The organism is Pseudomonas sp. NPDC047961, assembly GCF_050272435.1.
In the GTDB taxonomy this organism is placed as follows: Bacteria; Pseudomonadota; Gammaproteobacteria; order Pseudomonadales; family Pseudomonadaceae; genus Stutzerimonas.
On sequence record NZ_JBNNMD010000004.1, the window covers coordinates 103,285 to 130,059 of the forward strand.

At 59.7% G+C, this 26,775-nt stretch carries 26 protein-coding genes, 1 tRNA gene and 1 pseudogene; 13 read left to right on the forward strand and 15 right to left on the reverse strand.

The genetic code is table 11. From position 1 onward, the window contains the following. Positions 1–81: 81 nt before the first annotated feature. The 6 genes from ftsK (at position 82) to cysG (ending at position 7,805) form a co-directional block, all read left to right on the forward strand. Entirely contained in the window at positions 82–2,484 is a 2,403-nt protein-coding gene (gene ftsK, locus ACQKIK_RS14860) for a DNA translocase FtsK (protein WP_196766705.1), read from the forward strand. Between the two features lie 15 nt (positions 2,485–2,499). Beyond that, positions 2,500–3,126: an outer membrane lipoprotein periplasmic chaperone LolA gene (gene lolA, locus ACQKIK_RS14865; RefSeq protein ID WP_046163626.1), complete on the forward strand. Its 627-nt coding sequence runs from the start codon at positions 2,500–2,502 to the stop codon at positions 3,124–3,126. A gap of 75 nt (positions 3,127–3,201) precedes the next feature. Beyond that, positions 3,202–4,527 (forward strand): replication-associated recombination protein A, encoded by a 1,326-nt coding sequence (locus ACQKIK_RS14870; protein ID WP_127839505.1) that lies wholly within the window; start codon positions 3,202–3,204, stop codon positions 4,525–4,527. Then, positions 4,524–4,898, forward strand: a complete 375-nt coding sequence (gene crcB / locus ACQKIK_RS14875) for a fluoride efflux transporter CrcB (RefSeq protein WP_046163628.1) — start codon at positions 4,524–4,526, stop codon at positions 4,896–4,898. Before ACQKIK_RS14870 ends, crcB begins: the two co-directional genes overlap by 4 nt. Positions 4,899–4,967: 69 nt before the next feature. Beyond that, entirely contained in the window at positions 4,968–6,248 is a 1,281-nt protein-coding gene (gene serS / locus ACQKIK_RS14880; RefSeq protein ID WP_499136488.1) for a serine--tRNA ligase, read from the forward strand. A gap of 159 nt (positions 6,249–6,407) precedes the next feature. Beyond that, positions 6,408–7,805 carry a siroheme synthase CysG gene (cysG, locus tag ACQKIK_RS14885; RefSeq protein WP_127839502.1) on the forward strand — a complete coding sequence of 466 codons (1,398 nt, stop codon included), beginning with the start codon at positions 6,408–6,410 and terminating at the stop codon, positions 7,803–7,805. 29 nt (positions 7,806–7,834) lie between these two features. On the opposite strand, the gene ACQKIK_RS14890 is transcribed toward cysG, so the two are convergent. From ACQKIK_RS14890 to ACQKIK_RS14920, 7 genes are all read right to left on the reverse strand, one after another. Next, a complete protein-coding gene (locus tag ACQKIK_RS14890; protein ID WP_499136490.1) occupies positions 7,835–8,833 on the reverse strand; it encodes a glutathione S-transferase family protein in 999 nt (332 codons plus the stop codon). A gap of 84 nt (positions 8,834–8,917) precedes the next feature. After that, positions 8,918–9,898, reverse strand: a complete 981-nt coding sequence (locus tag ACQKIK_RS14895; protein ID WP_499136491.1) for a glycosyl transferase family protein — start codon at positions 9,896–9,898, stop codon at positions 8,918–8,920. Beyond that, the gene (locus ACQKIK_RS14900) at positions 9,895–10,230 is read right to left on the reverse strand and encodes a TusE/DsrC/DsvC family sulfur relay protein (RefSeq protein ID WP_499136730.1); all 336 of its coding nucleotides are present in this window, start codon (positions 10,228–10,230) and stop codon (positions 9,895–9,897) included. The genes ACQKIK_RS14895 and ACQKIK_RS14900 overlap by 4 nt, the downstream gene beginning before the upstream one ends. Beyond that, a complete protein-coding gene (gene tusB, locus ACQKIK_RS14905) occupies positions 10,227–10,529 on the reverse strand; it encodes a sulfurtransferase complex subunit TusB (protein ID WP_046163634.1) in 303 nt (100 codons plus the stop codon). Before tusB ends, ACQKIK_RS14900 begins: the two co-directional genes overlap by 4 nt. Beyond that, positions 10,529–10,888, reverse strand: a complete 360-nt coding sequence (gene tusC / locus ACQKIK_RS14910) for a sulfurtransferase complex subunit TusC (RefSeq protein ID WP_046163635.1) — start codon at positions 10,886–10,888, stop codon at positions 10,529–10,531. Before tusC ends, tusB begins: the two co-directional genes overlap by 1 nt. Further along, on the reverse strand, positions 10,888–11,280 hold the full coding sequence (gene tusD, locus ACQKIK_RS14915; protein WP_084797709.1) for a sulfurtransferase complex subunit TusD: 393 nt from the start codon (positions 11,278–11,280) through the stop codon (positions 10,888–10,890). Before tusD ends, tusC begins: the two co-directional genes overlap by 1 nt. Positions 11,281–11,368: 88 nt before the next feature. After that, the gene (locus ACQKIK_RS14920; RefSeq protein ID WP_045426571.1) at positions 11,369–12,037 is read right to left on the reverse strand and encodes a Bax inhibitor-1/YccA family protein; all 669 of its coding nucleotides are present in this window, start codon (positions 12,035–12,037) and stop codon (positions 11,369–11,371) included. A gap of 128 nt (positions 12,038–12,165) precedes the next feature. Here ACQKIK_RS14920 and ACQKIK_RS14925 point away from each other — a divergent pair. Both ACQKIK_RS14925 and ACQKIK_RS14930 read left to right on the forward strand, forming a co-directional pair. Next, positions 12,166–12,255: transfer RNA gene (locus tag ACQKIK_RS14925), tRNA-Ser, on the forward strand. Positions 12,256–12,599: 344 nt separating this feature from the next. Continuing rightward, positions 12,600–12,872 carry a DUF1652 domain-containing protein gene (locus ACQKIK_RS14930; RefSeq protein ID WP_499136493.1) on the forward strand — a complete coding sequence of 91 codons (273 nt, stop codon included), beginning with the start codon at positions 12,600–12,602 and terminating at the stop codon, positions 12,870–12,872. A gap of 138 nt (positions 12,873–13,010) precedes the next feature. Here ACQKIK_RS14930 and ACQKIK_RS14935 read toward each other — a convergent pair whose 3' ends face one another. From ACQKIK_RS14935 to ACQKIK_RS14960, 6 genes and pseudogenes are all read right to left on the reverse strand, one after another. Then, positions 13,011–14,024, reverse strand: coding sequence for a peptide ABC transporter ATP-binding protein (locus ACQKIK_RS14935; RefSeq protein WP_499136494.1), 1,014 nt, complete (start codon positions 14,022–14,024; stop codon positions 13,011–13,013). Further along, positions 14,014–15,042: pseudogene (locus tag ACQKIK_RS14940) on the reverse strand (ABC transporter ATP-binding protein). The gene ACQKIK_RS14935 and the pseudogene ACQKIK_RS14940 overlap by 11 nt, the downstream one beginning before the upstream one ends. A gap of 49 nt (positions 15,043–15,091) precedes the next feature. Then, entirely contained in the window at positions 15,092–16,003 is a 912-nt protein-coding gene (locus ACQKIK_RS14945) for an ABC transporter permease subunit (RefSeq protein ID WP_046163640.1), read from the reverse strand. A 12-nt stretch (positions 16,004–16,015) separates the two neighbouring features. Beyond that, the gene (locus ACQKIK_RS14950; RefSeq protein WP_499136495.1) at positions 16,016–17,026 is read right to left on the reverse strand and encodes an ABC transporter permease subunit; all 1,011 of its coding nucleotides are present in this window, start codon (positions 17,024–17,026) and stop codon (positions 16,016–16,018) included. A 171-nt stretch (positions 17,027–17,197) separates the two neighbouring features. Further along, complete coding sequence (locus ACQKIK_RS14955) at positions 17,198–18,799, reverse strand: ABC transporter substrate-binding protein (protein ID WP_064482476.1); 1,602 nt, start codon at positions 18,797–18,799, stop codon at positions 17,198–17,200. Positions 18,800–19,049: 250 nt separating this feature from the next. After that, positions 19,050–19,613, reverse strand: coding sequence for a cupin domain-containing protein (locus ACQKIK_RS14960; protein ID WP_045426588.1), 564 nt, complete (start codon positions 19,611–19,613; stop codon positions 19,050–19,052). Between the two features lie 161 nt (positions 19,614–19,774). Between ACQKIK_RS14960 and ACQKIK_RS14965 the strand changes: the two genes are divergently transcribed. The 3 genes from ACQKIK_RS14965 (at position 19,775) to ACQKIK_RS14975 (ending at position 23,393) form a co-directional block, all read left to right on the forward strand. Continuing rightward, positions 19,775–21,007 (forward strand): M24 family metallopeptidase, encoded by a 1,233-nt coding sequence (locus tag ACQKIK_RS14965; protein ID WP_499136497.1) that lies wholly within the window; start codon positions 19,775–19,777, stop codon positions 21,005–21,007. Between the two features lie 114 nt (positions 21,008–21,121). Next, complete coding sequence (yedA, locus tag ACQKIK_RS14970) at positions 21,122–22,027, forward strand: drug/metabolite exporter YedA (RefSeq protein WP_499136498.1); 906 nt, start codon at positions 21,122–21,124, stop codon at positions 22,025–22,027. Positions 22,028–22,208: 181 nt separating this feature from the next. Then, positions 22,209–23,393, forward strand: a complete 1,185-nt coding sequence (locus tag ACQKIK_RS14975; protein ID WP_499136499.1) for an MFS transporter — start codon at positions 22,209–22,211, stop codon at positions 23,391–23,393. Between the two features lie 238 nt (positions 23,394–23,631). On the opposite strand, the gene ACQKIK_RS14980 is transcribed toward ACQKIK_RS14975, so the two are convergent. After that, positions 23,632–23,802, reverse strand: a complete 171-nt coding sequence (locus ACQKIK_RS14980) for a hypothetical protein (protein ID WP_164863219.1) — start codon at positions 23,800–23,802, stop codon at positions 23,632–23,634. A 434-nt stretch (positions 23,803–24,236) separates the two neighbouring features. Between ACQKIK_RS14980 and ACQKIK_RS14985 the strand changes: the two genes are divergently transcribed. Together ACQKIK_RS14985 and ACQKIK_RS14990 are read left to right on the forward strand one after the other, a co-directional pair. After that, positions 24,237–24,548, forward strand: a complete 312-nt coding sequence (locus tag ACQKIK_RS14985; RefSeq protein WP_025241475.1) for a con-10 family general stress protein — start codon at positions 24,237–24,239, stop codon at positions 24,546–24,548. A gap of 284 nt (positions 24,549–24,832) precedes the next feature. Continuing rightward, positions 24,833–25,438: an exopolysaccharide biosynthesis protein gene (locus ACQKIK_RS14990; protein WP_499136500.1), complete on the forward strand. Its 606-nt coding sequence runs from the start codon at positions 24,833–24,835 to the stop codon at positions 25,436–25,438. 52 nt (positions 25,439–25,490) lie between these two features. Here ACQKIK_RS14990 and ACQKIK_RS14995 read toward each other — a convergent pair whose 3' ends face one another. Next, complete coding sequence (locus ACQKIK_RS14995) at positions 25,491–26,744, reverse strand: cation:proton antiporter domain-containing protein (RefSeq protein WP_499136501.1); 1,254 nt, start codon at positions 26,742–26,744, stop codon at positions 25,491–25,493. Between the last annotated feature and the right edge of the window lie 31 nt (positions 26,745–26,775).

Sequence of the window (26,775 nt, forward strand, 5' to 3'; positions counted from 1 at the left end):
AATCGACAAACCCGTACAATGTCCAGGTTCAGGCTGACTACGGTTCATAGAGCGCGCCGCGGGCGCAGGAAATAGAGCGTTTTGAAGAATACCTCCTCTACCGCGCCAGCTTCCGTCTGGCGACAGCAGTTGCATTACCGCCTCAAAGAAGGGGCACTGATCGCGCTCGGCGCGCTTTGTGCCTACCTCTGGATGGCGCTGCTTACCTATGATCCCTCCGATCCTGGTTGGACGCATACCAGCAACGTCCAGCAGGTTCAGAATGCCGCCGGCCGTGCCGGCGCCTGGTTTGCCGATGTGCTGTTCATGGCGCTCGGCTACTTTGCTTTCCTGTTTCCGTTGTTGCTAGGCGTCAAAACCTGGCAGGTCTTTCGCGCACGGCACCAACCCTGGAGCTGGAACGGGTGGCTGTTTTCCTGGAGGCTGATCGGGCTCGTCTTTCTGATTCTTTCCGGATCTGCGCTCGCCTATATTCACTTTCAGTTTGCGGATGGTTTGCCTGCTTCGGCGGGCGGCGCTTTGGGCGAAAGCCTGGGACAGCTCGCCGAGGCCGCGCTGAACGTTCAGGGCAGCACGCTGCTGCTGCTGGCATTCTTCCTGTTCGGTTTGACGGTGTTTACGGACCTTTCATGGTTCAAGGTGATGGACCTGACCGGCAAGATTACGCTCGACCTGGTAGAGCTGATACAGAGTTTCTTTAGCCGCTGGTGGTCCGCTCGTAACGAGCGTAAGCAGGTTGTTGCGCAGCTGCGCGAAGCCGACGATGTGGTAAACGACGTCGCTGGCTCGCTCCCAGATCACCGAGAGCGCGCCAAGGTCAAGGAACGGCTGCTCGAGCGCGAGGAGTCGTTGAGCAAGCACATGAGCGAGCGCGACAAGCGCCCGCCTCCAGTGATTCCTGCAGCTGCACCGCCCAAGCCGGTCGAGCAGAGCAAGCGAGTGCTGAAGGAAAAGCAGGCCAATTTGTTCGTTGATCCGCTAATCGAAGGCAGCGTCCCGCCGTTGTCGTTGCTGGACGTGGCGGAAAAGCAGCAGAAGCAGTACTCACCAGAATCGCTCGAAGCCATGTCGCGGTTGCTGGAAATCAAGCTGAAGGAGTTTGGCGTCGAGGTCATCGTCGAGTCGGTTCATCCGGGCCCGGTGATCACTCGTTTCGAAATCCAGCCGGCCGCCGGGGTCAAGGTCAGCCGCATCTCCAACTTGGCGAAGGATCTGGCCCGCTCGCTAGCGGTTATCAGCGTGCGCGTTGTTGAGGTGATCCCCGGCAAGACTACCGTCGGTATCGAGATCCCCAACGAGGACCGGCAAATTGTTCGGTTCTCGGAGGTACTGTCGTCCGCGCCGTACGACGATGCCAAGTCGCCAGTCACCATCGCGCTTGGCCACGACATCGGCGGTAAGCCGGTGATTGCTGACCTGGCAAAGATGCCGCACCTCCTGGTTGCCGGTACCACCGGTTCGGGTAAGTCGGTCGGCGTAAATGCGATGATCCTGTCGATTCTTTTCAAGTCCACGCCGGAAGACGCGCGGTTGATCATGATCGACCCAAAGATGCTTGAATTGTCGATCTATGAAGGCATTCCGCACCTGTTGTGTCCGGTCGTGACTGACATGAAGGAAGCGGCCAACGCACTGCGCTGGAGCGTGGCGGAGATGGAGCGCCGCTACAAGCTGATGGCGGCCATGGGCGTACGTAACCTCGCGGGCTTCAACCGCAAGGTCAAGGAAGCGGAAGAGGCGGGTACTCCGCTGACCGACCCGCTGTATCGCCGCGAAAGCATGGAAGACGAAGCGCCGCTGCTGAAGAAACTGCCAACCATTGTGGTCGTGGTAGACGAATTCGCCGACATGATGATGATCGTCGGCAAGAAGGTCGAAGAGCTGATCGCACGTATTGCCCAAAAGGCACGGGCGGCAGGCATCCATCTAATCCTGGCGACCCAGCGGCCGTCGGTTGATGTGATCACCGGCCTGATCAAGGCCAACATTCCAACCCGTATGGCGTTTCAGGTATCAAGCAAAATCGACTCGCGGACCATTCTCGACCAGGGCGGTGCCGAGCAACTGCTCGGACACGGTGACATGCTTTACTTGCCGCCGGGAACCGGTCTGCCAATTCGGGTCCATGGCGCGTTCGTTTCCGATGAAGAGGTACATCGTGTTGTCGAGGCCTGGAAGGCTCGCGGGGCCCCGGATTACATCGAAGAGATCCTGGTCGGCGTGGAAGACTCGGGAAGTGGCTTCGATGGTGGAGGCGAGGGTGGCAGCGGTGAGGACAGTGAAGACGATCCGCTTTACGATGAGGCGGTACGCTTCGTCACTGAAAGTCGCCGGGCTTCCATCTCTGCCGTTCAGCGCAAGCTTAAGATCGGCTACAACCGCGCCGCACGGATGATCGAATCCATGGAAATGGCGGGCGTCGTGACCTCTATGAACACCAACGGCTCGCGCGAAGTGCTCGCGCCGCCCCCTACCCGCGACTAGGTCGCCGAGGGCTTCATGCAATTGATTCGTGCGCTGTTTGCATCCGCTCTGCTGTTCACACTTGTTCCGGCTCATGCTGACCAGGCCGCCTCAGTGCAGCGCCTGACTGGCCTGCTGCAGAAGGCTGAAACCTTGACCGGCCGCTTTTCCCAGCTGTCTCTGGATGGCACCGGAACCCAGCTGCAGGAGACCTCCGGTGAAATGGCGCTCAAGCGCCCGGGCCAGTTTCGTTGGCATACCGATGAACCGATGGAGCAGTTGCTGGTTTCTAACGGTAAGAAAGTTTGGTTGTACGACCCGGATCTCGAGCAAGTCACCATCCAGACACTGGACCAGCGCTTGACCCATACCCCTGCATTGCTGTTGTCGGGCGATGTATCGGCAATCAATGAGAATTTCGAGGTGTCGCACCAGGAGGCGGGGGAAGTGGTCGATTTCACGCTCAAGCCGAAAGCCAAGGACACACTGTTCGACAGCCTTCGTCTGTCGTTTCGTGGTGGCGTGATCAACGACATGCAAATGGTTGACGGCGTTGGCCAACGCACCAATATCCTGTTTCAAGGCGTCAAGTTGAACCAGCCACTCAAGGCCGAGCTGTTCACCTTCGAAGTTCCCGATGGGGCCGACGTCATCTCCGAGTAACAGGCGTTTGCTTTTCCGTTTACCCAAACGGCCTGCTTTCCCGCAGGCCGTTTGCATCAGAGGCTTCCGTCGCCGATGGACCTGTTCAGCCGTGAACCTGTCGCTCAACCTCTAGCCGCACGCCTGCGCGCCGCCAGCCTTGACGAATATGTCGGGCAGGAGCACCTATTGGCGCGTGGCAAACCGTTGCGTGAGGCGCTGGAGCAGGGTGCGTTGCACTCAATGGTCTTCTGGGGGCCGCCGGGAGTCGGCAAGACCACCCTAGCGCGCCTGTTGGCCAAAGTATCTGATGCGCACTTCGAGACCGTCTCGGCAGTGTTGGCGGGCGTCAAGGAGATTCGCCAGGCCGTGGAGATTGCAAAGCAGCAAGCGGCCCAATACGGACGGCGTACGATCTTGTTCGTTGATGAGGTGCATCGCTTCAACAAGTCCCAGCAGGACGCCTTCCTACCCTACGTTGAAGATGGCACGCTGATTTTCATCGGTGCCACCACCGAAAACCCGTCGTTCGAGCTTAACAATGCCTTGTTGTCGCGTGCCCGGGTCTATGTGCTCAAGAGCCTCGACGAGGCTGCGCTACGCAGGCTGGTCACGCGCGCGTTGACCGAGTCTAAGGGATTGGGCGACCTCCATCTGAGCCTGCCGGATGAGAGTTTTCAGATCCTCATGGCAGCTGCTGATGGTGATGGACGACGGCTATTGAACCTGCTGGAAAACGCCTCGGACCTGGCCGAAGAGGGCGGCGAGATCAGCGTCGAGCTGCTGCAGGATCTGCTGGGCGACAGCCGGCGGCGCTTCGACAAGGGGGGGGAGGCCTTCTACGACCAGATATCGGCTTTGCATAAGTCGGTCCGCGGTTCGAATCCGGATGCCTCGTTGTACTGGTTTGCACGAATGATCGACGGTGGTTGCGATCCGCTGTACATCGCCAGGCGTGTGGTCCGTATGGCCAGTGAAGAAGTTGGCAATGCCGATCCTCGGGCGCTGAGCCTTTGTCTGTCGGCTTGGGATGTGCAGGAGCGGCTGGGAAGTCCGGAGGGCGAATTGGCCGTCGCCCAGGCGATCGTCTACCTTGCTTGCGCACCGAAGAGCAACGCGGTCTACAGCGCCTTCAATGCAGCGATGCGGGACGTTCGGGAGAACGGCTCGGCGGAGGTTCCGTTGCACCTGCGTAATGCGCCGACCCGGCTGATGAAAGAGCTGGGTTACGGCAACGAATATCGCTACGCCCATGATGAGCCTGACGCCTACGCTGCGGGTGAGGACTATTTTCCAGAAGCAATAGAGCCGCGCCACTATTACGACCCCGTACCGCGTGGTCTGGAGAGCAAAATCCGCGACAAACTTGAGCATCTGGCACGTCTCGATCAGCAAAGCCCGCGGCAGCGGAGAAAAACATGATTCGCATGGTTCTGGCCGTGGCCGCCGGCGGTGTTGTAGGTACGCTGATCAGATTCGGCGTCTCGACATGGGTCTCCACTCAGTGGCCTAGGCACTTTTTCTTCGCAACCCTCGCAGTGAATCTGCTTGGCTGTCTGCTTATTGGCTATCTCTACGCCTCTTTCCTGCACCGTCCCGAACTGTCCCCAGAGATGCGCAGCGGGTTGATCGTTGGCTTTCTCGGTGCGTTAACGACGTTTTCCAGCTTCTCGCTGGACGGTTTGCGCCTGCTGGAAAGCGGCCAACCCGCGACAGCTTTCGGTTACATAGGCGTGAGTGTGCTCGGTGGTCTGTTGGCCGCTTGGCTCGGACTTACGCTTGGCAGGTTATGAACCTGGCCTGGATCACAGTAAACTTCGCTTCTTGGCCTTTCCTCAAAGCTTCCATAGACGAGACCCACCATGCTTGATTCGAAACTGGTACGCACACAGCTGCAAGACGTGGCCGACCGCCTCGCGACCCGCGGCTACCAGCTGGATGTCGCGCGTATCGAGGCGCTTGAAGCCCAGCGCAAGACCGTGCAGACCCGTACCGAGCAACTTCAGGCCGAGCGCAACGCTCGCTCCAAATCCATCAGTCAGGCCAAACAGCGTGGTGAGGACATTGCGCCGTTGCTCGCTGATGTCGACCGTATGGGCTCAGAACTCGAAGCCGGAAAAGTCGAGCTGGAAGGCATCCAGAGCGAGCTGGATCAGTTGATGCTGAGCCTGCCGAACCTGCCGCACGAATCGGTTCCAGTGGGCAAAGATGAAGATGAGAACGTCGAAGTTCGTCGCTGGGGTGCGCCCAAGGCCTTCGACTTCGAAGTGAAAGACCACGTTGCATTGGGCGAGCAGCACGGCTGGCTGGACTTCGAGACCGCGGCCAAGCTATCCGGTGCGCGCTTTGCGCTGATGCGCGGGCCGATCGCCCGTCTGCATCGCGCCCTGGCGCAGTTCATGCTGGATCTGCACACCGGCGAGCACGGATACGAAGAGGCGTACACGCCGTATCTGGTCCAGGCCCCGGCGCTGCAAGGCACCGGCCAGCTTCCGAAGTTCGAAGAGGACCTGTTCAAGATCAGCCGTGAGAACGAAGCTGACCTTTATCTGATTCCCACCGCCGAGGTCTCGCTGACCAACATCGTTGCCGGCGAAATCCTGGATGCCAAGCAGCTGCCGTTGAAATTCGTCGCGCATACGCCGTGTTTCCGCAGCGAAGCGGGCGCTTCTGGCCGTGACACCCGCGGGATGATCCGTCAGCACCAGTTCGACAAGGTCGAAATGGTTCAGATCGTCGAGCCGGGTCAGTCGTTCGAAGCGCTGGAAGGCTTGACGGCCAACGCCGAGAAGGTACTGCAGCTGCTGGAACTGCCGTATCGCGTTTTGGCGCTGTGCACGGGTGACATGGGCTTCGGTGCGACTAAGACCTACGATCTCGAAGTCTGGGTGCCGAGTCAGGACAAGTATCGTGAAATCTCTTCCTGCTCCAACTGCGGCGACTTTCAGGCGCGCCGCATGCAGGCACGCTACCGCAATCCGGAAACGGGCAAGCCCGAACTGGTCCATACGCTGAATGGCTCCGGGCTGGCCGTAGGTCGTACGCTGGTCGCAGTGCTGGAAAACTACCAGCAGGCCGATGGCAGCGTCCGCGTGCCGGCGGCACTCAAGCCCTACATGGGCGGTATCGAAGTGATCGGTTGACCCTTCGATAGCGTGCCGACGCAGGTGCAGAGAGACGGGTGATGTGCTTCGCAGGGAAATGGCCGAACGACCATCCGGGCTCTCTTGATTCTCGACAAGGGCCGTCACAGCCGTAAGGTTTGAGATGGCTCTATCTCATATTTTCACCAGGACGGGTCCATGGATTTTTTGCCGCTTTTCCACAATCTGAAGGGCCGTCCGGTACTGGTCGTCGGCGGTGGGGAGATTGCGCTGCGCAAGGCTCGCTTGTTGTCAGAAGCGGGCGCCGTGCTGCGGGTTGTCGCCCCGGAAGTAGAGGCGCAGTTGAGCGAACTGGTAGCGCAAGGCGGCGGACAGACAATCATTCGAGGTTATCTCGCTGGCGACTTGTCAGGCTGCGTGTTGGCGATCGCTGCGACCGATGACGAGCCGCTGAATGAGCAGGTATCCAAAGATGCCCAGGCGCTTGGCATGCCGGTCAACGTGGTGGATTCGCCGCAGCTGTGTACGGTGATTTTTCCAGCTATTGTCGATCGCTCGCCGCTGATGATCGCTGTTTCCAGCGGTGGTGATGCTCCCGTGCTGGCGCGCCTCATGCGAGCGCGCATCGAGACCTGGGTGCCAGCGGTCTATGGCGAACTGGCAGGCCTGGCGAAGAAATTCCGCAGCCAGGTCAAGGCCAAATTTGCAGACGTACAGCAGCGGCGTGTGTTCTGGGAAGAAGTCTTCCAGGGCAGCGTCGCGGAGCGTGCGCTCGCTGGTCAGGCGCAAGAGGCCGAGCGGCTCTTGGCGGAAAAACTGTCCGGTGCGGAGCCGAAAACCCTGGGCGAGGTCTATCTGGTCGGTGCCGGACCGGGCGATCCTGATCTGCTGACCTTCCGTGCCCTGCGCCTGATGCAGCAGGCCGACGTGGTCCTCTACGACCGCTTGGTTGCGCCCGCTATCCTCGACCTGTGCCGGCGCGATGCCGATCGCATCTATGTCGGTAAACAGCGCGCAGCGCATGCGGTGCCGCAGGATCAGATCAACCAGTTGCTGGTTACCCTGGCCAAAGAAGGCAAGCGCGTGTTGCGGCTCAAAGGTGGCGATCCGTTCATATTCGGGCGAGGCGGCGAAGAGATCGAAGAGCTGGCGGCGCACGACGTGCCGTTCCAGGTCGTTCCCGGGATCACCGCGGCCAGTGGCTGCGCGGCCTATGCCGGTATTCCGCTGACCCATCGTGATCATGCTCAGTCGGTACGCTTCGTGACGGGGCATTTGAAGGATGGAAGTTGCGATTTGCCGTGGTCAGAACTGGTCGCGCCCAGCCAGACCCTGGTGTTCTACATGGGGCTGGTCGGTCTGCCGGTTATCTGCCAACAGCTGATCGCACACGGTCGCGCGGCCGATACCCCCGCTGCCTTGGTCCAGCAGGGAACCACGATCAATCAACGAGTGTTTACCGGAACGCTCGCCAACCTGGCCGAGCGAGTGGCCAACGAACAGGTGCAGGCGCCAACGCTCGTCATCATTGGCGAGGTGGTGCAGTTACGCGAAAAACTTGCTTGGTTCGAAGGCGCTCAGAACCGCGACAGGTAACTATCGCGGCCTCCGAGACGGTCGCGGCCTTAGCGCGACCAGATGCCCTTTCCGGCCAGGCGATCCCGATCATGCGCGCGGTCCAGCGACAGCTCTGGGCCTTTGGGTACGATGCCGTTGCCGTTGATATGCCGGTGACTGGCGTAGTAGTGGTGCTTGATGTGGGTGAAGTCGACGGTCTCGGCAATCCCCGGCCACTGGTACAGCTCTCGTAGCCAGTTCGAAAGGTTGGGATAGTCCTCGATCCGTCGCAAGTTGCATTTGAAGTGACCGTGGTAGACGGCATCGAAGCGAACGATGGTGGTGAACAGACGCCAATCCGCCTCCGTCAGGTATTCGCCGGTCAGGTAACGATGCTCGTTGAGACGCTGTTCGAGCCAATCGAGCTCGGCGAACAATTCATCGAATGCTGCTTCGTAGGCCTTCTGCGTTGACGCAAACCCGGCCCGGTAGACGCCATTGTTGACGCGTGGATAGATGCGCTCGTTGAGGACGTCGATCTCGGCACGTAGCGGCTCTGGGTAGAGATCCAGCCTCGAGCCAGTCAGATCATCGAAAGCGCCGTTGAAGATGCGAATGAGCTCGGCCGATTCGTTGTTGACGATGCGTTGCTCCTGCTTATCCCAAAGCACCGGAACCGTCACACGGCCGGTGTACTGAGCGTCATCAGCGGTATAGCGCTGATGCAGATAGCTCAGGCCATCCAGCGCATCGCCAGTCGAGCCCCGTTGCTGGTCGAATGTCCAGCCGTGCTCCGCCATCAGCCAGCTGACCACCGAAACGTCGATCAGCGGCTCGAGCTGTTTCAGTTTGCGATAAATCAGGGTGCGATGAGCCCAGGGGCAGGCCAGCGAGACATAGAGATGATAGCGACCAGCTTGTGCCTGAACGGCGGGGCGGCTATCTGGCCCTGGCGAACCGTCCGTGGTGATCCAGTCTCGCCGTTGGGCCTGCTCTCGCTGGAATTCCCCATCGTTACTGTTTTCGTACCAGCGGTCTTGCCACTGGCCGTCAACCAGAAGTCCCATGCTCACCTCCACGGTTTCGAATTAAAAACAGTGTAGGTGTCACGGCTCGATTGATGAGTCGTAAAGCCCGGTCAAACCAATCGTTCAGGTCGATAGATTCCGATGCGCCCAGAACTCACGAGCCTGATCGAACGCTGCTTCACGCGGGTGGCCGAGGCCTCGGAGTGCCAAGGCCATCGTCGCAACGACTGCAAGCTCGCCGTAGGCATCTTCGGCACCTTGCCAGACAGCAACCAGATGCTGCGGATCGAGCTGCGCAGGTTTGACGTGACGTTGCGGCGAAAGCGCCGGCCAGTCTTCGTCCCAAGACTCGCCCGCCTGGGTACCGTACAGGTGCGCAACGCCATCGGGGTTGACCTCGATCTCGCCCCCTTCGCCCTTAATCACTATTGAGGTATCGCCCAGCAGCCGACTGGCTTCCCTGTGATTTGCCTGATAGCCCGGGTGGAAGATGCTCTGCAGTCCGCAGCGGGCACTCAGTGGATTGAGGATGCGAGCCAGCGAATGGATAGGGGAACGCAGGCCGAGAATGTTGCGCTGATCGATCATGCGCTGAAGCTCCGGCATCCAAGCACCGAGTGGCATGAAAGCGAGGTTGTCTTTATCCAAAGCATTGGCAGTTTCAGCCCAGTCGTGGCAACTAGCGATACCTAATAGCTCGAGCTGCTGCTCGGTATACATCCGCCCTGCGGTGTGCGCGCCACCTCCATGCATCAGAATCCGAATGCCGTTTTGTGCCAGGCATTTCGCAGCAAGCAAATACCAGGGCAGATGACGCTTCTTGCCGGCATAGCTTGGCCAATCAATATCCACCGCGATTGCTGGCGCTTGCAGACGCTCGCGCACGGCTTCGGTGAATCCTGCCAGTTCTTCGGCACTTTCTTCCTTGTGCCGTAACAGCATGAGAAAGGCGCCGAGCTGCGTGTCTTCCGCCTTGCCGTCAAGCAGCATACCCATGGCTTCGCGCGCTTCTTCGCGGGTCAAGTCACGGGCGCCGCGCTTGCCTTTGCCGAGAATGCGGACGAAGACGGCGAAAGGATGTTCGGCAGGGGTGACCAGGCTCATATGCAATTGCTCGGTTTCGGCAGGCCTGCCAGCTTTGCAGCCAGCTTGGCAGGGGTGCCTTTGAATAGGCGGTTCAGATGCATGCTGTTGCCCTTTTCCGGGCCAAGTTTCAATGCGGTGTACTTGATCAGCGGACGCGTTGCGGGCGATAGCTGAAACTCCTGATAAAACTCGCGCAGCACCCAGAGAATTTCCCAGTGTTCGGCTTGGAGGGTGATCCCTTCAGCGTTCGCCAGTGCTGCTGCGACCGGCTCGCTCCAATCGTTAAGATCAACCAGGAAGCCTTCCTGATCCACAGCAACGCTTATGCCATTGATGATCAGCCCGTTCATAGCCAAGAATTGGTCCGGTCATAACGACAGCAGAGCTCGACGAAGCCGTCATAGTCGACCTGCTGCAGGCGCGACGGCAGGGAGTTGATGCCACGGGCGGTCACGTCTTCGTCCAGCGCAAACAGCGCGATGCTCTCGGGCATCAGATCCAACGCTTTCCGCTGGGCGGTGCCGTCCTTCAGTGCATATACCGCATCCCCACAAAGCAACAGCGCATCGTCGGCAGTGACCAGATGCAAGCAGCTGGCCAGGCGGCTATCTGCAAACGGGGAGTGTGAAAGCAGGTGGAGAGTTGCCATCAGAGCGTGATCACATGGTCGTAGCGGTTAATAAGGGCGCGTAGGCCGGCATCGTCCAATAACTCTACCGGCAGCGACAGCGTGGCCTCATCCAGCCCGCGCTCGCTGAGGCTGCGCTTGGCCGCGTACAGCGCGTCGATGCCAAACATGGGAAGTGCCTGCAGATTGGCCGTCAGGTCCTTTTGCTGCAGCTGAGTGGCCTTCTGAGCAGGCGCTAGCTGAAACACCCCATCATCGAGAAACAACAGCCCGAGTGGCAATTCGAACGCGCCGCCGGCCAGAACGATATCCAGTGCCTCGCGTGCGGAAGGACCGGACCAGGGCGACTGCCGCGTGATGATGAGCATCGAGCGCGCCATCAGTGGCCTCCAAAGCAGACCAGGCGGTCGGCATGCTGGCTGGCTTCGTGCAGTTGGCCGAGCCCAGACAGTTCCCAACCCGCTGCAAGGTTCGCTGCAGGGCGCTGGTGGCGTTTGGCTTCCTGTTCATCCAGTACGCCACGGCGCAGACCCGCGGCGACGCAGACCACACCGTCGAGCCGGTGGAGACTGATGAGTTGACGCCATTGCTCTGCGATATCCAGTTCGTCTTGCGCGGTCAATGTGTTGGCCGACGCGCTGTGTACACCATCCTGATACAAAAACAGCCGGACGACCTCATGCCCGCCCGCCAGCACCGCCTCGGTGAAACGCAAGGCGCGGCGTGAGGCGGGGGAGTGGGCGGGGGAAAACAGAGCAATTGCGAATTTCATGGGCCACCGTTGCATGACTGCCTGACATGATACGCCAGCTTTAGAAACGAAAAAGCCCGCCGAAGCGGGCTGATTCGATGGGTACTGATCAGTCGTCGCCACCCATGATACCCATCAGCTGCAGCAGGCTGATGAACAGGTTGTACAGCGAAACGTACAGGCCGATGGTGGCCATGATGTAGTTACGCTCGCCGCCATGGATGATCGCGCTGGTCTGGTAGAGGATGCACACCGAAGAGAACAGCACGAAGCCTGCGCTGATCGCCAGCTGTAGACCACTGATCTCGAAGAAGAAACCAGCGACCATCGCGCCAAGCAGGACGAAGAAACCGGCGGTGATGAAACCGCTAAGGAAGCTCATGTCCTTACGGGTGATCAGCACGAACGCCGACAGGCCAAAGAAGACCAGAGCGGTCATCGACAGCGCCGAGGCAATCAGCTCACCACCGTTGGCAGTGCCCAGGTACATGTTGAGGATCGGCCCCAGCGTGTAACCCATGAAACCGGTCAAGGCGAAAGTCGAAAGCAGACCCCACGCGGAATTGCGTAGCTTCACGGTCAGGAAGAACAGGCCGTAGAAGCCGATCAGCACCACGAAGATGTTCGGGTAGGCTGCGTTGGCTTGCATCGCCATGTAGGCGACGAAGGCGCTGAAGCCCAGGGTGATGGCCAGCAGGCCGTAGGTGTTGCGCAGAACGCGGCTGACTTCCTTCTGTTCAACCTGCGTATGCGTAGGTGCGTACTGTTGCTTGAGCATGGCGACACTCCTGTAGATGTATTCAGCCTGAGGTGAATTGCCCCGGATCATAGCAGAGCTTTTGTTTCCTCCTAACGACAGTGTTTGACAGACTGTTTCGTTCGGGTACTATTGCGCCCGCTCTCTGCGGAGGAGTGGCAGAGCGGTTGAATGCAACGGTCTTGAAAACCGTCGAAGGGGAAACTCTTCCGTGAGTTCGAATCTCACCTCCTCCGCCATATCGCGAACTGAAGGCCCCGTATTCCGGGGCCTTCAGCGTTTCTGGGTTACGGGAACGGCTGTGTAAGCGGTCCCAGATTGGTCCAAGGGAGCGAGTGCGGCAGGACGAAAGCCGACCTACGACGCCAGAGCCGCGATTTTCGCCCGCCCCAGCTAGTTTGTGAGGCGTTGAGCGATGGCGCACTGCGTGAGCCCTGCAGATGGGACAATTTGAGCGAGCTCGTGGCCTCTGCCCAACGATTGACGTGACCCCGTGCTTAATGTGAGGTGGTTGGCGTTTCTTTGGCGAGCGGTGAGTGCGCTTGGCAACTAAAATTTCCGCTCGGACAAAAGGAATTGTCAGATGATCCGGATTAGGCTGCCCGAGGCTTTGGCGCTCGTGCGGGAACACTTCAGGCCGCTGTTGTTCACGGCCACAATGGATTCTCCTCAGACCATCCAGGCGATGCTGCTGGATGAGTTGACAGGGGAGTCGTTGGTCTTGACCGGGCTCCCGTGTGGCGTATCGGTTACGCGAGCGCAATTGGCAGGGTTGATTAGCGTGATCGAACTCGACGTCATTGCACTACGGCCGGCTCTGCTCGAGCGCTTTAGAGAACGACAGATCGCCATTTAGCTGAACGTTTGTCTATGCGCCATCTATATAGGCGACGGCGTCGAATTTCACCGGCTCTGTCACTCTTAAGTAAAAGGCCCCATGTTCTGGGGCCTTTTTCGTTTGAGTTCATGAAGCAACTCGCGGGCCTGACTCGCCTCAGGCTACCGAAGCGGTTTGGGGTACCGAGCCCACCTCCTCGGCGTAGTGGCAGGCCACCAGCCTGTCGTCCAAAGGGCGGAATGCCGGGACTTCTGAACTGCAGCGTTCGGTAGCGTGAGGGCAGCGGGTGTGGAAAACGCAGCCGGTAGGTGGGTCGAGCGGGTTGGGCAGTTCGCCGCTGACCTTGATTTTCGGCTTCGTCGAGTCAGGCCGAATGCTTGGCGTCGCGGCCAGCAGCACCTGAGTGTAGGGGTGTAGCGGGCGGGTGTAGATCAGCTCGGCTGGCCCCATTTCCATCGGGCTGCCGAAATACATCACCAATACCTTGTCCGCGACGTGACGTACCACGGCCAGATCGTGAGAAATGAAGACATAGCCGGCGTTGAACTGCTCCTGCAGATCCATGAAGAGGTTCAGCACCTGCGCTTGAATCGACACATCCAGCGCCGAAGTCGGCTCGTCGGCAATCAGCACCTTCGGATTGAGCATCATGGCCCGCGCAAGGGCGATGCGCTGGCGCTGGCCGCCAGAGAACATATGCGGATAGCGCTGGTAGTGCTCGGGACGCAGCCCGACCTGTTGCATCATCGCCTGCACGCGCTCCCGGCGTTCGCTGCGTGACAGCCCGGTATTGATAATAAGCGGTTCAGCCAACTGGTCGCCGATCTTCTGCCTTGGGTTCAACGAGGCGTAGGGATTCTGGAACACCATCTGCACGTCGCGGCGTAGCTGTTTGCGTTGAGCCTTGTCCGCGCCTGCCACTTCCTGCCCGGCAATCTGCAGTGATCCGGACGTCGGCTCCTCGATGAGTGTCAAAGCCCGTGCAAGCGTGGACTTGCCGCAGCCGGATTCGCCCACCACCGCAAGCGTTTCGCCGGACGCCAGTTCGAAGGACACGCCGTTGAGTGCGCGTACGGTGGCGTGTGGTTTGAACAGCCCACGTGAGATTTGGTAGTGGCGGGTCAGCTCGCGTGCGGACAGCACGCTGCCTGTCGACGGCTCAGTAGACATGGTGTTCTCCGGGTGGCTGACTAGGACGTTGCGACTCGGGCAGCACTTCAGGTGCTTCGCCAGGTGTCATGTTGCGCGGGTAAAAGCAGCGCACCTCGCCGCGGTCGTAGGGTTCCAGTGCCGGTCGTTCTCCGCAGCGTGGTTGAGCGTAAGGGCAACGTGGCGAGAGCAGGCAGCCCGCCGGGCGGTCGTATCGACCTGGGACGATGCCCGGCAAGGTCGCAAGACGCCGACTGTTCGAATGTTCTGGGATGGAGGCGAGCAACGCTTCGGTGTACGGATGAGCGGGTGCGTCGAACAGCTCTGGTACGCGCCCGGTCTCGACCGCTTGGCCCGCATACATCACACAGACGCGTTGAGCGGTTTCGGCTACCACGGCCAGGTCGTGAGTGATCAGGATGAGCGCCATGTTCTAGTCGCGCTGCAAGCTCAGCAGCAGATCCATGATCTGTGCCTGGATGGTCACGTCGAGTGCTGTGGTCGGCTCGTCGGCGATCAGCAGCTGCGGCTCTCCGGCGATGGCCATGGCGATGGCAACGCGTTGGCTCATGCCGCCGGACAGCTGATGTGGGTAGGCGTCCAGACGACTGGCGGCGCCGGGGATCTCAACCCGCTCGAGCAGCTCGAGTGCTCTCTGCCGAGCGGCTTTGCCCTTGAGGCCCAGATGCTGTCGCAGCACCTCTTCAATCTGGAAACCCACGGTGTAGCTTGGATTGAGCGCGGTCATCGGGTCCTGAAAGACCATGGCCAAGTCCTTGCCGATCACTCGACGGCGCTGGCGCCCCTTGAGAGTCAACAAGTCCTGGCCAGCGAATTGGAGACGATCAGCCGCCACTTTGCCCGGCGCATCGACCAGTCCCATCAAGGCCATCATCGTGACTGACTTTCCAGAGCCGGATTCACCGACGATGGCCAGCACTTCACCTTTGTCGACGCTGAGGTCTAGCCCGTCCACCACAGGTGGCGCGCCGTCGTCTCCAAAGCTCACCGACAGATTTTGAATCTCGAGGAGGCTCATGAGTGATAGTTCCTCGTGTGGAGTCTTGAAACAGGCATCGATAGACTCCTCATGCGGCGTTCTTCAGTTTGGGATCAAGCGCATCACGCAGCCCGTCACCGAAGAGGTTGATGGCCAGCACGCTGAGCAGGATCGCCAGGCCGGGTAGCGACACCACCCACCAGGCACGCTCGATGTAATCGCGCGCTGAGGCCAGCATGGTTCCCCATTCGGGCGTCGGCGGCTGCACGCCAAGGCCGAGAAAGCCCAGCGCAGCGGCATCGAGAATCGCTGAGGAAAAACTCAGCGTGGCCTGTACGATCAGTGGTGCCATGCAGTTCGGCAATACGCTGATAAACATCAAGCGCAAGGTGCCGGCGCCAGCGAGTTTCGAGGCTGTCACGTAGTCGCGGTTGAGTTCTGTCATCACCGCCGCCCGGGTCAGCCGCACGTAGGAGGGCAGGGAGACGATGGCGATGGCGAAGATGGTATTGATCAAACCTGGGCCGAGGATCGCCACGATCGCTACCGCCAACAGCAGCGAGGGCAGGGCCAGCATGATGTCCATCAAGCGCATGATGAACGGCCCCAGCCGCGTAGGGGAAAAGCCGGCCAGCAGGCCGAGCAGGATGCCGGGCAGCAGTGAAAAGACGACCGAAGCGAGGCCGATCAGCAGCGACAGCCGCGCCCCGTGGATCAGCCGCGAAAGCATGTCCCGCCCGAGCTCGTCGGTGCCAAGTATGAATTGCGCCGTCCCGCCTTCCTGCCATGCTGGCGGGGTGAGCAAAAAGTCGCGAAATTGTTCGCTGGGGTTGTAGGGCGCCAAAGCCGGTGCGAACAGGGCGCAGGCAACCAGCAACACCATAAAGATCAGGCCGCCCAGTGCGCCCTTGTTGCGGCGAAAGGCACTCCAGAACTCCCGAAGGGGTGACGGGTAATAAGCAGTCGGTTCGGCGGCCGGCAGGGTCTCGATGCTGTTCATGCTTCGGCCTCCTTAGCGCTGGTAGCGAATACGGGGGTTGGCCAGGCCGTAGAGGATGTCCACGGTGAAATTGACCAGGATGACGAGGCAGGCGACCAGCAAGATGCCGTTCTGCACTACTGGGTAGTCGCGTGCGCCAATGGATTCGATCAGCCACTTGCCAATGCCCGGCCAGGAGAAGATGGTCTCGGTCAGTACGGCTCCGGCCAGCAGGGTGCCGATCTGCAAGCCGAACACGGTCAGGACGGGGATCAGCGCGTTGCGCAGCCCATGAACGAACACCACTCGGTTCGGCGATAAACCTTTCGCCCGAGCCGTGCGGACATAATCTTCGCGTAGTACTTCGAGCATCGCCGAGCGCGTCATCCGTGCGATGACCGCCAGGGGAATCGTTGCCAGCACCACAGCCGGAAGAATCATGTGGTGCAGGGCATCCAGAAAAGCGCCGTCTTCGCCGCTTAGCAGGGTATCTATGAGCATGAAGCCAGTGACGGGCGGTACGTCGTAAAGCAGATCGATACGCCCCGAAACAGGCGTCCAGCCAAGGCCTACGGAAAAAAACATGATGAGGATCAGCCCCCACCAGAAGATCGGCATCGAGTAACCCACGAGCGAAACGCCCATGACGCCATGGTCGAGCAGCGAGCCACGTTTAAGTGCGGCGACCACGCCGGCCAGCAGGCCCAGGGTGCCGGCGATGATCAGTGCCGCAAAGGCAAGCTCGAGGGTGGCGGGAAACAGGGTAGTGAACTCTTTCCAGACGCTGGTGCGTGTACGCAGCGACTCGCCAAGATCACCCTGCGCCAGATTGCCGATGTAATCGAAATACTGCAGGTAAAGCGGCTTGTTCAGACCCAGCCGCTCCATCGCCTGGGCATGCATCTCCGGATCGACTTTTCGCTCTCCCATCATCACTTCCACCGGGTCCCCGGGGATCATGCGGATCAGGGCAAAGGTGAGTAGCGTGATGCCGAAAAAGGTGGGTATCAGCAGACCCACGCGGCGGGCTATGAAGCTGAACATTGCAGAACTCCTGGTAAAACTATGGCTACGCAACAGCACAGCCTCGATCGCCGTACTCAAGTTCGCGACTATCGTTGGGCTGATGACGCTTGGCTGTGCGGACCGGCAGTCAAAAAACGTGCAAAGGAGGTCAGCCAGGCAAGCCCGAGAGCAGGCCTGGCTTCGCTACTATCAACGCTTGTTTTCTACGCCATAGAAGGAGTTGCGCCCGAAGGGGCTGATTTCGAAGCCCTCCACGCTGTTGCGCATCGGTTGGTAGACGGTGGAGTGGGCGATAGGCGTGATGGGCACCTGCTCCTGAATGATCTGCTGTGCCTGTTCATACAGCTTTGTGCGTTCAGCCTGATCCGTAATGCGCTTGGCATCCTTGACCACTTTGTCGTATGTCGCGTCGCACCATCTGGACCAGTTGTTGCCATTCACCGCATCACAGCCGTACAGAGTGTTCATCCAGTTGTCTGGGTCACCATTGTCCCCAGTCCAGCCGATCAGCATGGCGTCATGTTCCCCCGCATGGCCGCGCTTGATGTATTCGCCCCACTCGTAGCTCACGATGCGTGCCTTGATCCCGATCTTTGCCCAGTCAGCCTGGATCATTTGCGCCATCAGCTTGGCGTTGGGGTTGTAGGGGCGCTGCACGGGCATTGCCCACAGGGTGATTTCGGTGCCTTCCTTGACGCCTGCCTGTTTAAGCAATTCGCGCGCTTTTTCCGGGTTGTATTCGGTGCCCTTGATGCTCTCGTCGTAAGACCACTGAGTGGGCGGAAGGGCGTTCACAGCCAATTGGCCGGCCCCCTGATAGACGGCCTCGATGATGGATTTCTTGTCGACGGCCATGTCCAACGCCTTGCGCACCTCAAGCTTGCCGAGTGGCTCGTGCTCAACGTTGTAGGCGATGTAACCGAGGTTAAAGCCCGGTTGGCTCGGTACCTCGATGTTGGGATCTTTCTGCAACGCTTCGATGTCCGCCGGGCGAGGGTTGAGCGTGACCTGGCATTCCCCGGCACGAAGCTTCTGCGCGCGGACCGAGGCGTCGGTAGTGATCGCGAAAATCAAGTTATCGATCTTCACGTCTTCGGGTTTCCAGTATTCCTTGTTGCCCTTGAAGCGGATCTGAGCGTCTTTCTGGTAGCGGCTGAACACGAACGGCCCAGTGCCAATGGGCTTCTGGTTGATCTGTTCACTATTGCCGGCTTGGAGCAACTGATCGGCATATTCAGCTGAATGGATCGCGGCGAAGTTCATCGCGAGGTTCTGTATGAAGGCGGCATCTACTTTGTCGAGGGTAAAGCGGACCGTCATGTCGTCGAGCTTTTCGACCTTGGTGATGTTCTTGTCCATGCCCATGTCGACGAAATAGGGGAACTCGCTGGCGTACGCCTTGCGGAACGGATGCTCCTTGTCGAGCATGCGCTGGAAAGTGAAGAGGACGTCGTCGGCATTGAACTCGCGGCTGGGCTTGAAGTAGTCAGTGGTATGAAACTTGACCCCGGGACGCAGATGGAAGGTATAGGTAAGACCGTCATCGCTGACCTCCCATTTGGTTGCCAGCGCGGGGAGGGCGCGAGTGCCGCCTCGTTCGAATTGGGCGAGACGGTTGAATACAGTTTCCGAGGCGGCGTCGAAGTCAGTACCGGTGGTGTACTGACCGGGATCGAAACCGGCGGGGCTGCCCTCGGAGCAGTACACCAGGCTGCTGGCGGCGAAGCTGAGGGGCGAGCCGAGGATCAGTCCCGCGGCGAGCAATGCTCGGATGGAGAGAGTGTTTCGCATGCAAACCTCATTCTTTTTTATGTTCATCGAGGGTTGGTCTCGTGGACCGAACAGTGGCTCACTGCACGCCGGTGTCGCCGTGGGGGTTCGCCCGCTCGGCGCAGAACACTGTTGGCGGCTGCGTCTTGAAGATCACAGCCTAGCCTGCCTCGAAATTAAGTCATGCTGAAAACCCGGTCAACAGAAATTAAGCGCTGCTAAATTTCGTTGGCGAGCTTCAGGTATCGAGATCAAGCAATAGCGGTGCCAGCTAGCGGGTGGTTAAATCGTCGAACAGGCCCATGGTCGTTACGGTGAGCACTTCGGCCGGTTGATCGCCTACGTTGGCGAGGTGGTGAGGCTTGCCCGCATCGAAATGTATGGAGTCGCCGCTGGCCAACGGATAGTCGCGGCCATCGACCGTGTAGATGATCCGTCCGGAGAGGACATAGGCGAATTCGGCGCCTTCGTGGGCAATGAGTTCGGACTGGTAACCCACTGGCATGCTGACTTTGACGGCGTTCAGCAGATTGCCTGGAAAGCTTGTAGACAGGCGCTCGTAAGCCAGCGGCTGGCCTTCGATGGTGTAACGAACGCGTTCGCCCTGGTGGGAATCGGGCTGCGGTTGGCTGGGCTGATCAAACAGCGAATTGAGCGGCACGCCGAGCGATTTTGCGATGTTCGCCAGCGACGAAATCGAGACACCCGTAAGGTTACGTTCGGCCTGGGACAGAAAGCTCGCCGTCAGCCCCGACTCCTTGGCTACCTGGTTCAGGGTCTTGTTCGCGGCGCGCCTGTGACGACGCAATCGCTCGCCGATACGGTCGACTGTCATGAAATTCGCCTTGTGAAAGTGGCCAGTATACGGCCAGCGGGACAGGCTCGCGCCAGCCTTGATCTTGGCTTTTTCACGGCACGGCAGAAAAAAGCTTTGCCAGAAAATTTAAGCTGTACTTAAATTCGGCGAACATTTTCGGCTGGTTTCGGAGAACAGGCATGACCATCGGTGTCGGCGGCAGCACGCAGGAAGAAGCGCTTGGGCGCTTGCGCAACATGCTGGATGGCGTCGAGCCGATAGCGCAAAACGAGTACCGAGACCGTATCGACAAGGCACAGCGGCGCATGAGGCAGCTTGGCCTCGACGCCGTTTTTCTTAGCGCGGGCGCGAATCTCGAGTACTTCACCGGCGTGCGCTGGAGCCCGAGCGAGCGCATGGTTGGTGCAATCCTGCCCGCCGATGGTGCGCTGGCGTACCTGGCGCCGGCCTTCGAAGAGGGCACGATTCGCGACTTCATGGTGGTTGGTGGTGTAGTCAACGGGTGGCAGGAGCACGAAAGCCCCTATCGTTTGTTGCTCGACTGTTTGCAGCGCATGGGCATCCAGCCGAACACCAGTCTTCGCCCATGCATTGGTCTGTGTCCGTCGTTGCCGTTTTTCATGTTCGACGGCCTGCGCTTGCTGGATCCAGGCTACGCCTTCACCGATGCGAGCGCCGTGACAAGCTATTGCCGGCAACGTAAATCGAGTGCCGAGATCGCCTTGATGCAACGGGCTAAGGACATGACGCTGGAAGTGCACAAAGCGGCGGCGAGCATCCTGTACGAGGGCATAAGCACCACCGAAGTGGTTCGGTTTATCGAGCTGGCGCACCGGGCAGTCGGTGCGCCAGGGTCAACCTTCTGCATCGTGCTGTTCGGCGAAGCGAGTGCGTTTCCCCATGGTGTGAAGTACCCGCAGACGCTCAAGCGCGGTGACATGGTCCTGATCGACACGGGCTGTCGTGTGCACAGTTACCTGTCGGACATCACGCGCAGTTACGTCTTCGGCGAGCCGAGCGAACACCAGCGAGCGTTGTGGACCTTCGAAAAGGACGCACAGTTGGCCGCCTTTGCGGCGGCCCGCCTGGGTGCGCGCTGTGAAGAAGTGGACGAGGCGGCGCGAGGCGCGCTCGAAGCCTGCGGCCTCGGTCCCGATTACCAATTGCCGGGGCTTCCTCATCGCACCGGTCACGGGATCGGGCTGGAAATCCATGAAAGCCCCTATCTGGTCCGCGGCGACCAGACACCCATCGACGTCGGCATGTGTTTCAGCAATGAACCGATGATTTGCGTCCCCGGCGAGTTCGGCATTCGCCTGGAGGACCACTTCTACATGAGCGAGAGTGGACCGCGCTGGTTCACCGAGCCGAGCCACAGCATTGATGATCCCTTCGGCCTCAATAAATGCTAAGCAGTGAGGCGGTGCGCCTAACTGCACCGCTAAACAAATAGCTGACTGTGCTTATTCTTGGCTAAGTGGGCTATCTAGAATGGTCGATCCCACCACCCGCTCGGGCCTCACGTCATGTCTTCGCGCCGCTTTCCGCTGCTGCTCGTGGGCGCTTTTGCCGCCCTGTATCTGATCTGGGGTTCGACCTATTTTGTAATTCGTATCGGCGTCCAATCGTGGCCGCCAATGCTGCTGGCCGGGCTGCGTTTCGTCGTGGCCGGTAGCCTGATGTTTGCCTGGTTGCGCTGGCGCGGTGTCCCGATGCCGACCGCCAAGGAGTGGCGGTCATGTGCACTCGTCGGCTTCCTTCTGCTCAGTTGCGGCAATGGCGGCGTCACCATTGCCGAGCACCTTGGGGTAGCGTCGGCGGTTGCGGCGCTGGCGATTGCGACCGTGCCGCTGTTTGCCTTGCTGTTCGGCTTGATCTGGGGCCAGCGAACCACGGGTCTGGAGTGGGGCGGGATCCTGCTGGGGCTGATCGGCATCGGCTTGCTCAATCTAGGACACAACCTTCAGGCCAGCCCTCTGGGCGCGGTGATCGTGTTGCTCGCAGCGGCGAGCTGGGCGTTCGGTTCGATGTGGAGTCGCCACCTCAGCCTGCCGAACGGTGCAATGGCGAGTGCAGCACAGATGCTCGTCGGTGGCGCTGTGTTGTTGTTCGGCAGCCTGGTGAGCGGCGAACGCCTACAGCAGATGCCAGACATGGGCGGCTGGCTTGCGTTGATTTACTTGACGTTTCTCGGGTCCATCGTCGCGTTCAGCGCCTACCTGTATCTGCTCAAGCATGTGCGACCGGCAGCGGCGACCAGTTACGCCTATGTAAATCCGGTGGTGGCGGTCCTGCTGGGTATCACGTTTGCCGGTGAGCGCATCGGGCCTGAGGAGTGGTTGGCGATGACGGTTATCGTCAGCGCGGTAATCCTGATCGGTTTGCCCCAATGGCGCCGGCCGAAGGTCGCAGCTGTGGCGAGCGAGACCTGAATCGAGCGCGCCATCGGCCTGACGGTGGTTGTATGATGACTTCCGCTTGGGCAAGATCGGACCAATCACTTAGTGGTCCTAACCTCGGACGACCCGCGCGCTACCTCGGCGCTCCATAGGCGCCGGGGTCGGTTTGGCCCGCCGTGTCATATTCCTTCCGCTCATCTCAACAGGCGATCCGATGCCCGCTGCGAAACCTCATGCCAACGACACCTTCTTCATCCTGTCTCTGGTGGTGTTCAACTTCATCTCGTTTATTTCCATCGGCATCCCGTTGGCGTCGCTGCCGGGCTACATCCATGAAAATCTCGGCTTCAACACTGCTATCGCCGGCATCGTGATCGGTGCGCAGTACCTGACCACCTTGCTCTGTCGCCCGCTTGCCGGACGGTTGGCAGACGAGCGAGGGGCGAAGAAAACCGTGTTGATCGGCATGGCGTCCGGGTTGCTGAGTGGCCTGTTGCTGCTCGCGTCGGCGTTGCTGGAATCCTGGCCGATGGCAAGCATCGCCGTGATGGTCGGCAGCCGGTTGATTCTCGGGTTTGCGCAAAGCCTGATTGGCATATCGGCGATCAGCTGGGGCATCAGCCGACTGGGCGCGGAAAGCACAGCGCGAATGATCTCCTGGAATGGCGTGGCGGCTTACGGCGGCGTCGGGATCGGCGCACCGCTTGGTGTTTTTCTCACTCAATCCTTGGGCTTGTGGAGCCTAGGGGCCGTGACGATGGCGCTTGCCTCGACGGGCCTCGCATTGGCTTGGCGGCGCGGTGATGCACCGCTGAATCCGGGCAAGCGCTTGCCATTCGGCAAAGTCCTGTGGAAGGTCGCACCGCCTGGTATCAGTCTGGCGTTGGCCACCATTGGCTACGGCACGCTGACCGCTTTCATCGCACTTTATTACAACGCCCGCGGTTGGGATGGCGCGGCCTGGTGCCTCACTGCCTTTGCGTTTGCCTTTATCGGGACGCGGTTGTTGTGTCCGAACCTCATCAACCGCGTCGGCGGTTATTCGGTGGCGATGGTGTGCCTGGTGGTGGAGATTTTCGGGCTCTTGTTGCTCTGGCTTGCGGAGGCGCCCAGCTTTGCCCTGGCAGGCTCCGCGCTGACGGGCTGCGGGCTGTCCTTGCTCTATCCCGCGCTGGGGGTTGGCGTAGTGTCGCGCGTGGGAACGGCCAATCGCAGCTCGGGCCTCAGCGTCTTCGCCATGTTCTTCGACCTGTCGCTGGGGCTGTCTGGCGCGATCATGGGCGTACTAGCGGCTTACATCGGCATGCAGAGCATCTTTCTTGGCGCTGCGGTGGTGGCAGTAGGCGCGCTCGGAATCGTCTGGCTTTTGCTCCGTCAGGAGCGCGCCACTCAGGCGTGAGCGATGACCAAACCGCTGCTGAAGCCTTCTGCTCACTTCGGCGGTACAGGCTCGATTGAGGGTTGTGGTCGCGTCGTATCTGAACGAGAGAGCGAATAGCTTTCGACCTCAGCCGCTCATCATGAGAGGGCAGGCGTACTGTTAAACCTGCGTGCCTGCGGGCTCAACGTTGAGCCCGTTTCTGTTTGTTCTGTTGCGACGTAAGGGCGACGTACGGGGTATGCCGGCTAGACGATGCTTATCGGCCGGCCGCGCAGCACTCGAGGTCCATCGACGCACGCCTCGCCAGTGCCGCCGCGCTTGGGCGATAGTCAGTCTTACAGCGCCGCAGCTGCCTCCAGAACTCAAGCGGCTGCTTGGGGTTGAGGTCGGATCGCTTGACCAGGGTTTCTAGAGTTTTGCTGCTCATGTGGCCTCCAATGTCTCGGTCGAGTGGTTGGTGGTCCTGAAAAAAGTCGCATCCTTGCGCCAGCCGTCGCGGCTTTCCATGGCTCCGAGACTGCCCGGATTCGGTTACAGGTTGTTGACAAACCCAGCCCGTTTCGGCGCGCCGATGAACGGCGTTTTTGGATCGCATACCTTGATCGTTGGGCTCGCCGAGTGTGGAAAAATTATATATAGCGGTGTAACTGGCGCGGGTGGGGCATCTAGCGTTTCGTTGCTATCTAAATGCAATTATTTATTGTCTATGTGTTGCGCTTGTAATGGCAGTTTGAACTGTACGCCGTTCATCTAGATATACTTTTTTTTTAGAACTCTTGGGCCGCTCTTGTCCTCCGAGATAGTGAGGCGGCTGCAGAGCAGTCGCCATTTTAAGTACCACCAAGTAACTGGAGTAATCTCATGTCGAACGATAAGAGCGGAAATCCGGGTAACTTTGCAAACGATCGCGAAAAGGCCTCCGAAGCTGGGCAAAAAGGCGGTCACAACAGCGGCGGCAACTTTGCCAACGATCCGCAGCGCGCCTCCGAAGCCGGCCAGAAGGGCGGCCAGAACAGCGGCGGTAACTTCGCTAACGACCGCGAGAAAGCTTCTGAAGCCGGCCAGAAAGGCGGCCAGAACAGCGGTGGCAACTTTGCCAACGACCGCGAGAAGGCCTCTGAAGCCGGTAAGAAAGGCGGCGAAAACAGCCACGGTGGCGGCCGCAAGTCGTAATACGTTAACGCATTATTGCTAACGTAAGCGAACATAAACGGAACTTGCTAAGCAAGTTCCGTTTTTTTATGCCGTTTAATTAAGCGGCACGGTAATGATGGCAAGTCGCATGGTTGTAAGTTGTACAAGTTTGGTGCAACAAGGCTGTGACTGTTCTTTGGCTGTTTCGTGACCACAAATAACTTGCCGTAGCTCATCAGAGAATTATGTCAGCGGAACAGTGCTTTTAAGTGTCGCAGCAGGCATCCTGCCGTATACAGCCCTACTGCGACGAGGAGGACCGCATGACTGAGACCAACAAGCGCGAACACGAACATGACTGTCTTGAACAAGTAATCGACGGTGTCGTCGAGTTAGGCGATAACCAATCTAAGGTATCGGTTGGCGACATTCAGGACAAAATCGGTCAGCGCAGTTTCGGGCCGTTCCTGTTCGTTCCTGCAATCATCGAGATCAGCCCGGTCGGCGGTATCCCCGGCGTGCCTAGCATGCTCGCACTGATCGTCGCGTTGTTCGCCATCCAGATGTTGTTTGGTCGGCATCATTTCTGGATGCCCGGATTCCTCGCGCATCGCTCGGTCAGCGGTCAGAAGCTTGAGAAGGGCCTGAACAAAATCCGTCCGGTTGTGCGCTGGCTGGACAAAGTGAGCAGCAAGCGTTTGGTCTGGGCCACCAGCAACAGCTTTCTAAGAGTGATTGCGGTGCTCTGCGTCGTGCTTGCGACCTCGGTGCCTCCGCTTGAGCTGTTGCCCTTCGCCAGCGCCGCGCCGTTCTCGGCCATCTGCCTGTTCGGTCTGGGTATCACCACCCGAGACGGAGCAGCCATCGTTCTCGGGATAATCGTGGCGGTTGGCGCCTTCGTGCTTGCGGGGATGGGGCTGATTGGCTGATCGGCTCGTCCCAACGCGGTCCGCCCGTTTCCAAACTTTTGGCTCAGCCAGACTACTCGTCCAGGTGAGCGCTGCCTCGCGGCGCTGTGCCGGGATGGCGTGCATACAGACGTGAGAGCGGAGCCGCGGACACGCCGTGAATCATGATCGATGCGAAGATCAACGCGCTCGCCGCATGCCAATAGAGCGGATCGTGCAGATGGCTATGGGCGAGCGCGGCGTAGTAGATCGCGGCGATACCCAGCGGGCCGAACCAGCCGAGGTAGAGCGAGTCGCGGGAATTGAGCGAATGGCGCCAGGTGCTGGACATCACCATCACCACCGGAGGCCTGCGCAACAGCAGAACCAGCAACGCAAGCGCCACCAGCGGCCATCCCAGCGCTACCCACTCGTGCAAGGGAAGAGCGATGCCGAAGATCACAAACATCGGCAGCGTGAATAGCTTTGCCACTGCTTCCTGGATGTTTTCTTCTTCCTGCTCTTCGTGCTTCTCGCTGAAGAGGTTGAACGCCAGCCCCGCTGCGAATACCGCCAGCACGCCATCTGTGTGCAGCAGCTTGGCGAGTCCCAGCGTCAATAGCGAGAACGCCACGGTGTAGCCCAGCAGAGAGGAACTGGCTACCAGCTTCTTGTGCTCTGCAAAGGCCAGCAGCTTGGCAGCTGCAAAACCCACGATCGCGCCCATCAGCGCGGCACCACCGATGCCGATCAGTACCGACTCGATGAGCCAGCGCGACCAGGCCTGATCAGGCGAATGGCTGAGCATGAGAATTGGCAGCATGACGAAGGCGTAAGCCAGGCCGTCGTTGGCTCCGGATTCCGCCGACAGGGTGTCGCGCAGCCGCAAGGGGAGGTGCTGTTTTGCGAACTTGCCGGTCACGATCGAGCTGGCGACTACCGGGTCGGTGGGTGTAACCACTGCACCCAGCAGCAGGGCTGCCCACAGCGATAACCCCAGCAGCCAACCGGCCAACAAGGATGACACCAGCCACATACCGAGCATGACGAAGGTCAGCAAGAGCATGACGGGCTTGAGCATGGCCTTGAGCGCCGCACGCTGCAGGCGCAGGGCAACACCCATCAGCCCGATTGCCAGCGTCAGCCGCGCCGCTTGCTCGAGAATGCTGAAGCTGTCGCCCCAGCGTGCAAGATCGAGCCAACTCAAGCCATATGGGCCGACGGCAAGGCCGACCAGCACGGCGAGCGCCGGCTCGGATACAGGGCTACGCTTGATCAGCGCCGACAGCAAGGCAATACAGACGGCAACGCCGCCCATGATGGCAAGTGCAATGTTCAGCTGGGACATGAAGGCTCCGAGTTCGCAATACCTTTACTGC